This window comes from Acinetobacter sp. AOR14_HL (assembly GCF_027855175.1).
Lineage (GTDB): Bacteria > Pseudomonadota > Gammaproteobacteria > Pseudomonadales > Moraxellaceae > Acinetobacter > Acinetobacter calcoaceticus.
On the sequence record NZ_JAKTII010000015.1, the window covers coordinates 127,868 to 140,313 of the forward strand.

Genomic DNA, 12,446 nt, shown 5'->3' on the forward strand with positions numbered 1-12,446 from the left:
TGTGAATAGCTTCACATTTTTATGATTGTATAGCTCTACTAACAGCATTAATTGCAAGAATTGTTTTTTCTATACTGTCTGGACTCAAAGTCGGATGCACCAAAAACATTAAGCTTGTTTCACCTAATTGCTGTGCATTTTCCAAACGTTTTTCTGGACGCCATGGGGTACCATCAAATGCATGCTCTAAATAAACTTCTGAACAAGAGCCACTGAAGCAAGGTACGCCTTGCGCATTAATTTCTTGCATTATACGATCACGTGACCAGCCAGCTGGTAACGCCTCTAAATTTACTTGCACATAACATTTATAATGCGCATGAACATAATCATCTGAAGCGATATGAACGTTAAAGTAAGGAGAGTTTTCAAACGCTTTTAAAATCTTTTCTGCATTTTCAGTACGCTTTTGTGTCCATTCAGTCATACGTGTTAACTGAATTCGACCAATAACTGCTTGCATTTCCATCATGCGCCAGTTTGTACCAAATGAGTCATGCAACCAGCGGAAACCTGGAGGATGTTGTTTATTATAAATACTGTCGTAGCTTTTACCATGGTCTTTATATGACCACATTTTTTTCCAAAGCGCCTCATCATTTGTGGTGACCATCCCGCCCTCACCACCAGTTGTCATAATTTTATCTTGGCAAAAAGACCAAGCAGAAATATGACCGATTGACCCAGCAGCTTTCCCTTTATATTTTGCACCATGAGCCTGTGCGCAATCTTCAATAACATAGATGCCGCGCTCAGCAGCAAGTTGCATAATCGGATCCATATCGCACATCCAACCGGCCAAATGTACACAAATAATCGCTTTAGTATTGGGTGTAATTACAGCTTCAATCGTACGTCGTGAAATATTCTGAGAGTCCAACTCTACATCTGCAAAAACAGGATTAGCGCCCGCCGTTACAATGGAACTTGCTGAAGCAAGAAAAGTACGAGACGTCACAATAACGTCATCACCTACACCAATGTCTAAAGCTTTTAATGCAACATCCAACGCAACAGTTCCATTTGCCAAAGCTACCGCATATTTTGTACCAGAAAACTCGGCAAATTCTTTTTCAAAAATTCTACATTCTTGACCGGTCCAATAATTTACTTTATTTGATAGTAATACATTTTTGACTGCGTCAGCTTCTTCTGTAGTAAAACTTGGCCATGGTTCAAATGCAGTGTTTAACATTATGATTTCCTAATAAAAAAATACTTCTTACTTTCTTTCTAAAATTCTGGCTGGGTTGCCGACAACTGTTACACCAGCTGGTACACTTTTAGTCACTACAGCACCCATACCAACAACAGCACCTTTACCAATTACTAAAGGCTTGTCAGGTGTACCTTGTTTAATGACGGCTCCAGCACCTATATAAGCATGATCTTCAATACGAATATTGCCATTACATTTAACGCCTGGAGCAAATGTAACGTAGTCACCAATCACACAGTCATGCTCAACATAACTGTATAAATTAGCATGAAAACATTTACCGATTTTTATATTTGATGTAATTGAAACGAAAGGACTTAAGGCTGCCCCTTCACTAATTTCAACGTTATCCATAATTACTGAATTATCAGCGTGTACGGACCAAAGTTTAATACCATCAGCAATCAACTGATTAGCAATTTTTTCACGAATTTGACTATTCGCAATAGCAATTAATACATACTTATTAGAACATTCTATTGATTTAAAAGTTTGATAGTTCACAGCTGTATGCCCGTTTACTATCTTTTCTTCTTGTAAACTATCATCAATAAAATAAATTTCTGCTGCAATACCCTGACGTTGGAGCTGTTGTCTTGCAACAGGCATCAGACTGCGACCACAGCCTGAAGCACCATAAATCGCATAGATCTGGTTACTCATTTATCTGCTTCCGACTTTGAACCTGTAAACTTGGTCATCGTCGCTTCACCCGCTTCATTAATATCATCTTTAGCGATTACTTTTTTAACGGTTTGTAGCATAATTTTAAAGTCTAACCAAAGCGATCTATTTTCAACGTACCATGTATCAAGCTTAAATTTTTCTTCCCAGCCAATTGCATTACGTCCATTAACCTGAGCATGACCAGTCATTCCTGGACGTACATCATGACGCTTTGCCTGTTCTTTATTATAAAGCGGCAAGTACTCCATCAGTAAAGGTCGTGGGCCAACAATACTCATATCACCTTTAATCACGTTCCAAAGCTCAGGCATTTCATCCAAACTGGTAGAACGAAGCATTTTACCAAATGGCGTTAGGCGTTCACTGTCTGGTAAAGGATTACCCTGTGCATCTGCTGCATCTTTCATTGTTCGAAATTTAATCATTTCAAACGGCTTCCCATGTAAACCTGGCCGAACTTGGCGAAACAATACTGGCGAGCCTAAGTTTTTTTTCACCTTATATGCAACATAGAAATATAATGGTGAGAGCAAAATTAAGGCTATAGAAGCAATAATGATATCAAGTAAACGTTTTAACACTTATTTAATTCCCATTTCTGTCATCATATGATGATTCACTCGGTGTACATCATATTTATGTAATGCAATTTCTCTAGAGCGTGTTCCCATAATTTCAGCCAATTCAGGATTCTGAATAAACTTTTTCATTGCCGCCTCTAAGCTAGTGACAGACTTTACTTCAACCAAATAACCATTTCCATCGTGCTCTACAGTTTCTCTACATCCAGGAGCATCTGTTGTAATAATAGCTCGTCCCATAGACATTGCTTCTAAGACCGTACGAGGTGTGCCCTCTCTGTATGAAGGTAATACATAAATTGAACTTTCAGCAATAGCAGGTCGAACATCAGAAAGCTTCCCCCAATATTTAATAATTTTTTCATCGACCCATGAATCTAATTCTTGTTGTTTTATTGCGGTTGGATTTTCATCTATCCACCCCACTAAATTAAATTCAATTTGAGGATATTCTTTTTTAATTAATTTGGCTGCTTCTACATACTCTCTGATACCTTTATCTTCTAATAACCGAGCAATTAATAAAAATGAAACCTTAATTTCACCATTTAAAGCACGAGGCAAACTTACAATTTCAAAATCAGTCACATTAACACCAGACCCGTTGACAACTACTGCTGGCACCTTATTACTTAATAAATTTAATTGTTGGAATAAAGCAAGATCATCAGGGTTTTGAAAAAAAACCTTGGATGATCTTATTAATGCTTGTTTATAAAGCCAATGTACTATTTTTTGAAACGTACTTCTTTTACTAGTACTGTCTACATTCTGAAAAGCATATCCCAACCCTGTGATGAGTGAAAAACGATTTGGCACTTTTGCGAAATAAGCAGCAAGCGTACCGTAGATCACGGGTTTAATCGTATATGATAAGACATAGTCTGGCTGAATCTTCTTTGTAATTTTATAGATTTCAAATAGTGTTTTTATATCCGCAATAGGATTAGTTCCAGTTCTTTGCATTTCAACAGAATAAACGGAGTAACCAAGAGATTTTAGCTTATCCACTTCAGGCTGAAATAGCTCAAGATCAGGGGCAATGATATGGATCTCATGGCCTTGATGATGAATAGCCTCTAGTAATTTTCCACGAAAATTTAAAACTGAAGGTAAAAAACTACTAATCATTAAAAATTTCATTTTGTTTTCAACTTCACTCACAAAATAACCTTAATTTTTTTGTTTAACATAATCAATATGATAGAAGCTAAACAACTGAGAAAAACCGTTATGAAAAATAATTCAATTGAATTGATATTAAAAGATTTAAGTAAATTTTGAAATAAAGGATGTATCAGATATAAAGCTGTTGAAAAGAGTGCCAACATCTTACCTTCACCTTTAATATTTAAATTAAAAACAAATATAAAGATGAAAGGACATAATAACATTAACGAAAACATTAGATCCAATGGATCTTTTTTGCTTATAAAGAAGTAATTAATATAGACTTCGACATATAAAAGAATTAAAGATATTATTACAGCAAATGGAGCAATTTTTTTATATTTAGCAGTTAAATTAAGCTTATGAATAAGGAAACCGAACATCAAGAAAGGATAGCAGACTGTAAAAGAATTTCTATAAAAAGGATAATAGTTAAGTAAGAAATCAATTTTTTTTGGAAATAAATGAAAATTACCCATATATTGTAAAAAACAGCCTAGGATAAACAAAAAAAATGCCAATGATATTTGTACTATCGTATTCAATCCTTTTGTAAAATAGAGAAAAATCCCACCCCCAATTGTGCCAGCTAGGTACCATAAATGATGATAACCTAAAAAAAATATTTCAAAAATTTTTCCTAAAGATTTTAAATAATTTACATAAAACACACTATAAAAGATCATCCAAAAAACATACAAAGAAAATAATCTTAAAAACCATGTTTTAAAATCTTTTAACAAAAATAAATAGTATCCTGTTATTAATAAAAAAACAGGAACACCTATTCTAAATATACCATTAACAGTGAAAAAATAGAGTAAATTATTTAAGTCCAAAAAAACTTTTCCATGCAATGCTATAATAGCTAAAGCTAAAAATAATTTCAGTATATCTAAAGATATATTTCTAGCCATTAAAACACCTTATCCTTAAATCAATTAAGACTATCTATTTTTAAACTTAACATTATAAATAAACATTATAAAAACAATGAATAGAAAATGTGGCAACCTGTTTTGTAAAAAAAGTGCTGGATCAGAATTAGATATCAAATATGTTAATGATGAAACCATAAAAGCATAATAAGCTAGAAGAGTGGTATTATCTTGTTTCTTTGGGTTAAAGAAACGATCAAAAGCACCAATTATAATTCCCAATATAAAAGCATGTACAATTACACCAAAAACTCCCCCACTAATATATCCAAAAGCTACAGCTCCAGGTGGAATTTCACTATCCCATACACCATAAACCAGATAAGTATTATAATAAGATATAGAGTCTGGTATATCCAATCCCAACAATTTAAAAGGTTTAAAAATCCAATATAAATAATCACCAAAATATCTAAAGCTAAATTCATTTTGTAAAAAATTAACCAAAGATAAATATTGATGTGTAAATTCATAAATAACCAAGTTAAATGAATTTTCTAAATCATCAAACATTTTATTTTCTATAAAATCTTGTGTATCAAAGTCCTCATTATTCATAGCAAATAAAAATGTCTTACCAAATACAATATAAAATATTGAAAAAAGACCAACCAACATACCACTTATAAGTGGTATTTTTCTTTTAACAAAATAATAAGCAGCCAAACCAGAAACAACAAAACTAATTGCGTCTTCTCGCCCCGCACTTAAATATAGCGAAAAAAAACAAGAAATTAAAATTATTATTAATAATACATATTGTTTTAGAGTGTAAAACTCTTTCTTTAAGAATTTTATGAAAATTATTAAAAAGGCGAGATTTAAATACTTTGCAAAACTAAAAATAAAAGCTGCAAAATAATTTTTTACATCTGCTGTACCACTGCGTATCTGAGACATATTCTGTAAAAAATACGTCAAGCCGCCATAACTATATATATAAAAACTTAAAGATAATATGCCAATCCCCCATAGATAAAAAGCAATTCGAGTGTCATTAGTTTTTTCTAAGTAAATATATTTTTTAGTTCCTAAAGAAACTTTAGAACCTAACAAAAAAACACCTAAAAAAATAAAAATTATTATAATTGGAATTATCGAGTTTAAGTCATAAAAGTTACCGATGAATCTAGCACTAACTACCTCATCATAAGAAATGAGCAACATAAGTGGACTAATACAATATATAACAAACATCCAAACCAAAGACATAAATACTACAGTAAAACCATTTTTCTTAAATTCATAAATAGTTGCTATTAAGAAAAATAAGAATAATATTGTAATAAGTATATAAATCATATGTCACCAACCTTATCTAATATTCCAAAAATTTTTATATTTATTAGTGACTATGTTTATATTAAATCTATTGATAGTTAAGTTAAACGCCTCATTCATTTTTTGCTTTTTTTCAACCATTGATAATTTAAGATAATTATTGATACAATCAATTAAATCACTAGTACTTAATACATCAGCAATATAGTCATCATCATTAATAATATATCTAGCATCCCCCACATCTGTAGAGATACAAATAGCACCTGTTGCCATAGCCTCAATTAAAACATTTGGAAAACCCTCTGTAATAGAAGTCATTAATAAGACATCAATACCATGGTAGAAAGCTTCCATTTCTTTGACGGCATCGAGCAAAGTAACATTAGGTCCAATTACAAATTTTTTAGATAAGTCTTCAATCTCTTTATCTGACAGGGACAGGCCTTTACCAGCAACTCTAAACTCTATTCTAGGGTCATCTTTAAAAGCAGACATCACTTCAAATAAATAGGGAATTCCTTTTGCTTTATGATTTCTGCCAACAAAACCAACTGTAATGGGGTTACTAAAGTCTCTTTCAACAAATCTAAACTTTTCCAAATCAATTCCATTTGGAATAAAAACCTGATTTTTATTTTCAAAACCAAATTGCTTATGTTGCTTTAATGAAGATTGTGCACAATAAACAATTCCTGTGGCTTTCTTTGATAAATATTTATTTAAATATATAGCAACTTTTGTACTCAAGGACTCCTCTGAAATTGAATTTAAAGAATGATGTATACCCCAATATATTGGATAGCTCTGCCTACAAAAAGAGTTAGCAATAGTTACCATGAAATTGGCGTGATACATCCAACTTTGAATTACGTCTGGTTGAATACGATCAACTTCTTTAGCTAATCTAGATATTGTTTTTGCTGTATTCGTAATTTTCCAATTTAAAGCTTTTGACAATTTAACTTGCTTTAAACTTTCTTCATAAATATCTGAAAGGTTAATAAGTGAAATAAGGTAGTGATCATATTCTGGTTGAGCAAGAATAAGCTTCTGCAACATCATTTCTGCACCGCCAAGTGCTGAAAAGTTAGTAATTACATGCAATACTTTTTTACGCATCTACTTTTCTCACCATATTCATATATAAAATTAATGTACTCAAAATAAACTGAGCAGCAGATGATGCAACAGTAGCCCAAGCTGCACCTAACAAACCATAAGCAGGTATTAAAATCCAGCATAAAACTAAGGTAAAAATAGTTAAAAATAGAAATAATGGAAGTTGTATTTTGATTAGACCTAAGCTTGTCATTAAATATCCATTCACTACTGACAAGTAAGTAAATAATCCCGCAAACATAACAATATTTAGTATATCTATCCAAACCAAATAATGCGAACCATAAAGAATATTAACGAAAAAATCACCTAAAGTGATGGAAACGATTAAACCGCTTATCCCTAAAAAAGCTGCTACACTCCACGCCTGCATAGTTAATTTACTTAGCTCATGCATTTTATTTTCTTTAAAAAGAATAGAGAATCTTGGACTAATAAACTGGCATATTGAATTTATTACTATCCCACCCACGATAATGAAATAATAAAAAACTGAAAAAACACCAACATACTCCAAATTAAAAAATTTTTCTAAAAAAAAGCGAGGTATATTGCTTTGTAAAGCAACTAGCATTACAGATATTCCTAAAGGTAATGCTAAAATAATAATATTTTTAAAGTCCACCACATTTAAATAAAAGTATTTCTTATTTAAACCGATATTGCGAAAATCAATCAACAGTAGGGTTAATACATAAATTAGTATTATACCCATCAAACCAATATTTAATAAATTATAAAAATATAGCAAACTTCCAAAAATCAAGATTAAAGCTAAAGATTTTACTGTAAGAGATAAGCTAATTAATTTCGTTTTTCCTTGAGCATTATAATATGCATAAATAATATCTGAGATCCCTTCTAAAGCTTTAATACATCCTAGTAATAAGACCACCTTCCAAACATTACTACTAGATAAAAAAGATAATAAAAAGGAAAGTAATATAGCTAAAAATATACTATAAAATCTCAAAGCAAAATAAGACTTATAATTAAAATTTGGATTGAGATTAAACTCAGCTACAACAATCGGGCGGAGCTGTAAGTTAGTGAGCATAAAAACAGGTGTCACTAATGCTAATGCATATGTATACGCACCTACAGCCTGATTATCAGAAAAATGGCTAATAAAAATTAATATTAGCCATTGAGAAAAAGCAAATAAAATATTCCCACTTAGTAAGAACTTTGCCTTATTTAATAGAGATAACATACGATTTAATTTAAGAAATGCTTATACCAAACCATTGCTTGTGAGATACCTTCAAAAATTCTAAATTTTGGATCATATCCTAGTAATGTTTTGATTTTAGTTACATCTGCTTGAGAATGTCTTACATCACCCGCCCTAAATTCACGATAAACAGGTTCTTTGTCACAAGAGATTCCATTTTCGTTTAAAGCAGATTTAATAGCCATAAATAAATCATTTAGGGTTGTCCTATCCCCTACTGCCACATTATAGACTTGATTTTTAGCTTCATCATTTGCGACGGCCGCTAAAATATTGGCTTGTACTGTATTTTCGATATAACAAAAATCACGACTGGTCTCACCATCGCCATTGATAAATACATCGTCTCCTTGAATCATAGCTGCCGTCCATTTTGGAATAACTGCCGCATAAGCTCCATTCGGATCTTGACGTTTACCGAATACATTAAAATAACGCAAACCTACTGCTTTAAAACCGTATGTACGAGCAAAAACTTCAGCATAAAGCTCATTTACATATTTAGTTACCGCATAAGGAGATAATGGATTACCAATATTTTCTTCTACTTTCGGTAATGCTGGATGGTCACCATAGGTAGAACTACTCGCAGCATAAGTAAAACTTTTGACTTGAGCATCCCTTGCCGCAACGAGCATATTTAAAAAACCCGTAATATTGGCACTATTTGTCAGTATTGGGTCTGCAATTGAACGAGGAACAGAACCTAGGGCTGCTTGATGTAAAACATAATCAACGTTTACGCATGCTTTTTGGCAGTCTTCCAAATTTCGAATATCACCATTATAGAAAGTGAAATTCTTCCATTGTTCACTGGTAACTAAACCCTCTACCTCATCCAGATTATATTGATGACCTGTAGCAAAGTTATCCAAACCAATTACTTTTTGATTTAATTTTAATAAAGTTTCTAACAGATTTGATCCAATAAAACCCGCAACTCCAGTTATTAACCATGTTTTAGGAGTGGCCTTAAGCTGTTCCAATACTTGTTCATATTGACTCATATTTTTTCTCAACAAATATTATTTATAGACGAATATCTGATTCAGATTGAGCTAAAACATATTTCAGATCATAAAGAACATGAGATGTTTTACCTAAAGATCTAATTGCCTCTATACCCATTTCTTTAAATTCGTTATGAGCAACTGCTAATATTACAGCATCATATTGACCTGCTGTAGGTTGACTAACCGGAGTAATACCGTACTCGTGTTGAGTTTCTTCACTATCAATCCAAGGATCGTATACATCTACATCCACATGATATTCTTGTAATTCTTTTACAATATCAATAATTTTTGTATTACGAATATCTGGACAATTTTCTTTAAAGCTTAGACCTAATACTAAAACCTTAGCCCCTTCAACTTGAATTTTCTTTTTTATCATTCCTTTGACAAGTTGAGTAACAACATATGCCCCCATTGAATCATTCAATCGGCGCCCTGCTAAAATAATTTCTGGATGATATCCAATTGCTTGGGCTTTATGAGTTAAATAATATGGGTCGACTCCGATACAGTGCCCACCGACTAAACCTGGGCGGAATGGTAAGAAGTTCCATTTTGTACCCGCAGCTTTAAGTACCTCTTCTGTATCAATACCCAGTTTGTTAAAAATAAGTGCCAATTCATTAATTAAGGCAATATTAACGTCACGCTGTGTGTTTTCAATAACTTTTGCAGCCTCAGCAACTTTTATACTAGCTGCTTTATGTGTTCCTGCTTCAATAATTAAATTGTAAACTTCATCAACATAATCGGCAATTTCAGGAGTCGATCCTGAGGTAATTTTTAAAATATTAGTAACGCGGTGAAGTTTATCGCCGGGGTTAATACGTTCTGGGCTATAACCCGCAAAGAAATCTTGATTAAACGTCAAACCTGAAATTTCTTCGAGCACTGGGATACAAACTTCTTCTGTGGCACCCGGATAAACGGTAGACTCGTATACGACAATATCACCTTTTTTTAGAATTTTACCAATACTAGTAGAAGCTTTAACTAAAGGTGTTAAATCTGGCTGTTTATAATCATCAATTGGAGTTGGAACAGTGACAATAAAAAAATTACAATCTTTTAAATCTTCTAAACTTGCAGTGTAACTTAATTGAGCTGCTTGTTTTAATTCTTCTGGTGAAACCTCTAGGGTATGATCTTGACCGTTTTTTAATTCACTTATACGTTTTTGATAAATATCAAAACCCACAACTGGCACTTTTTTGCCAAACTCAACTGCCAATGGCAAGCCTACATAACCTAAACCTATAATCGCTATTCTTAAATCGGCAAGTTGCATAAAAGTTAGCCTTATTCCTTACAAATTGTATATATAATAAAAAATATATCTTGACTGGATATTGTCGTGCGTAACTATATCAGTTTTTTTTCATCAACTATAAAGCAATTGTATAAAAGTGTTTACAAGCTTTTTCTCTGGTTATATTTAAGTAATTTTTAAGAAGCCAATCCCCGTTCTCTTAGAAATTCTAAATTATACAAATAAATTAATCATACAAAGCTGTACGATTTTTCTGTGTTTTTTAATTTTTTTTCGGCTAGAATCACAACGTCTATATCTAAGATAAGCACTTAGTGCTAAACGATTAACGATATCAATTGATATCAATTAAAGATAAATACACAAAGGGTTTCGTGTGAAATATTGTCAGTTTTTTTCTGTTCTTGCCTTGAGTTTAAGTGTCGCTAGTTGTGCTGTCACTTCTGGTTTACAAACTTATGATATTCCAGATGAGGGTGTGTATAGAACCGATCTCGGAACTACAGTTAATGTTGTTAAAATCTCTCAAGACACACTACCTGCAATCCAACCTGCGCAAACTGATTATCGCAACAACTACCAATCTTTATTTAAAAATCAACAACCTATATACAAATTAAGCTCAGGTGATGTTCTTTCCATCCAGCTTTGGGCATATCCTGAGATTACTCCACCAGTAAATAATATAAACAATGAACAGTCGATTCAGGCAAGTGGTTATCCAATCGACCAAACTGGCTACATTCAATTTCCTTTAGTAGGTCGCTATAAAGCAGCTGGTAAAACTCTTGCTCAAGTGAACCGTGAGTTACATAATCAATTAGCACGCTTTCTAAAAAATCCAGATGTGATAGTACGTGTATTATCTTATGAAGGTCAGCGCTTTTCTGTCCAAGGCAGTGTCATAAAGGGTGGCCAGTTCTACTTAAGTGACCAACCTGTAAGCGTTTATGCAGCTTTAGGTCTTGCTGGAGGGGTAACTGATAAGGGTGATAATACTTATATTCAACTCATTCGAAATGGCCAAACCTATAATCTAAATACTATAGATTTAGAGAAAGCAGGTTATTCATTACATAAGCTATTAGTTCAACCAAACGATACCATTTATGTCAGCACTCGCGAAAATCAAAAGATTTACGTTATGGGTGAATCCGGTAAAAACCAAGCATTAGCAATGCGTGACCAAGGGATGACGCTAAGTGATGCATTAGGTGAAAGTTTAGGATTAAACCCTTTATCTGCTAGTGCAAGTCGAATTTATGTGTTACGTACGAATCCAAATGACCGAACAACTGAACTCTATCATTTAAACTTAATGAGTATTGGTGATTTTGGATTAGCTAATCAGTTTAGACTACGTAGTAATGATATAGTCTATGTTGATGCGACTGGCTTGACTCGTTGGCAACGTGTTGTCAACCAAATTATTCCTTTCTCAAGTGCGTTATATAACATAGACCGTTTGGGACAGTAATTTTATGCAGTTTAAAAATATTTTAGTCGTCTGTATTGGAAATATCTGTCGTAGCCCTATGGCTGAGTATTTTTTAAAACAGAAATATCCTCAGTTAAATATTGAGTCGGCTGGTATTTCAGGGCTTATTGGTCATCAAGCTGATGAAAAAGCCCAACTTTGTATGCAACGATTAGGTATTGATATGCAGCCGCATGTTGCACGTAAACTTAGTGCAGAACATATCAAGAGAGCTGACCTGATTTTAGTGATGAGTCAAAACCAGCAAAAACATCTTGAACAGACTTGGCCTTTTGCAAAAGGTAAAACCTATCGCTTAGGACATTGGCAAAACAAAAATGTGCCTGATCCCTACCAGCATGATCAAACTATTTTTGATGAAACTTGCCAACTCATACAGCAATGTGTTGATGACTGGAAACCTTATATTTAACATTCAGATTTTAAGCTT

General features: G+C 32.9%; 12 protein-coding genes. 2 read left to right on the forward strand and 10 right to left on the reverse strand.

The window, feature by feature from the left end; translation table 11 throughout:
- Nucleotides 1-19 precede the first annotated feature (19 nt).
- Genes MKL38_RS14995 through tviB form a run of 10 tightly spaced genes read right to left on the reverse strand, consistent with a single transcriptional unit; the run spans nucleotide 20 to nucleotide 10,536 of the window.
- Entirely contained in the window at nucleotides 20-1,195 is a 1,176-nt protein-coding gene (locus MKL38_RS14995; protein ID WP_270903649.1) for a DegT/DnrJ/EryC1/StrS family aminotransferase, read from the reverse strand.
- Nucleotides 1,196-1,222: 27 nt separating this feature from the next.
- Nucleotides 1,223-1,882 (reverse strand): NeuD/PglB/VioB family sugar acetyltransferase, encoded by a 660-nt coding sequence (locus tag MKL38_RS15000; RefSeq protein WP_270903650.1) that lies wholly within the window; start codon nucleotides 1,880-1,882, stop codon nucleotides 1,223-1,225.
- Nucleotides 1,879-2,487, reverse strand: coding sequence for a sugar transferase (locus MKL38_RS15005; RefSeq protein ID WP_270903651.1), 609 nt, complete (start codon nucleotides 2,485-2,487; stop codon nucleotides 1,879-1,881). The genes MKL38_RS15000 and MKL38_RS15005 overlap by 4 nt, the downstream gene beginning before the upstream one ends.
- Complete coding sequence (locus tag MKL38_RS15010; RefSeq protein WP_270903676.1) at nucleotides 2,488-3,630, reverse strand: glycosyltransferase family 4 protein; 1,143 nt, start codon at nucleotides 3,628-3,630, stop codon at nucleotides 2,488-2,490.
- Between the two features lie 17 nt (nucleotides 3,631-3,647).
- A complete protein-coding gene (locus tag MKL38_RS15015) occupies nucleotides 3,648-4,574 on the reverse strand; it encodes an acyltransferase family protein (RefSeq protein WP_270903652.1) in 927 nt (308 codons plus the stop codon).
- A 30-nt stretch (nucleotides 4,575-4,604) separates the two neighbouring features.
- Complete coding sequence (locus tag MKL38_RS15020; protein ID WP_270903653.1) at nucleotides 4,605-5,897, reverse strand: O-antigen polymerase; 1,293 nt, start codon at nucleotides 5,895-5,897, stop codon at nucleotides 4,605-4,607.
- A gap of 12 nt (nucleotides 5,898-5,909) precedes the next feature.
- Nucleotides 5,910-6,998 carry a glycosyltransferase gene (locus MKL38_RS15025; RefSeq protein WP_270903654.1) on the reverse strand — a complete coding sequence of 363 codons (1,089 nt, stop codon included), beginning with the start codon at nucleotides 6,996-6,998 and terminating at the stop codon, nucleotides 5,910-5,912.
- Nucleotides 6,991-8,211 (reverse strand): polysaccharide biosynthesis C-terminal domain-containing protein, encoded by a 1,221-nt coding sequence (locus tag MKL38_RS15030; protein ID WP_270903655.1) that lies wholly within the window; start codon nucleotides 8,209-8,211, stop codon nucleotides 6,991-6,993. The genes MKL38_RS15025 and MKL38_RS15030 overlap by 8 nt, the downstream gene beginning before the upstream one ends.
- 5 nt (nucleotides 8,212-8,216) lie before the next feature.
- Nucleotides 8,217-9,239, reverse strand: coding sequence for an NAD-dependent epimerase/dehydratase family protein (locus tag MKL38_RS15035; RefSeq protein ID WP_270903656.1), 1,023 nt, complete (start codon nucleotides 9,237-9,239; stop codon nucleotides 8,217-8,219).
- A gap of 22 nt (nucleotides 9,240-9,261) precedes the next feature.
- A complete protein-coding gene (gene tviB, locus MKL38_RS15040; protein WP_270903657.1) occupies nucleotides 9,262-10,536 on the reverse strand; it encodes a Vi polysaccharide biosynthesis UDP-N-acetylglucosamine C-6 dehydrogenase TviB in 1,275 nt (424 codons plus the stop codon).
- A 358-nt stretch (nucleotides 10,537-10,894) separates the two neighbouring features.
- Between tviB and MKL38_RS15045 the strand changes: the two genes are divergently transcribed.
- Both MKL38_RS15045 and MKL38_RS15050 read left to right on the forward strand, forming a co-directional pair.
- A complete protein-coding gene (locus MKL38_RS15045; RefSeq protein WP_270903658.1) occupies nucleotides 10,895-11,995 on the forward strand; it encodes a polysaccharide biosynthesis/export family protein in 1,101 nt (366 codons plus the stop codon).
- Nucleotides 11,996-11,999: 4 nt separating this feature from the next.
- Complete coding sequence (locus MKL38_RS15050; protein ID WP_270903659.1) at nucleotides 12,000-12,428, forward strand: low molecular weight protein-tyrosine-phosphatase; 429 nt, start codon at nucleotides 12,000-12,002, stop codon at nucleotides 12,426-12,428.
- Nucleotides 12,429-12,446 lie beyond the last annotated feature (18 nt).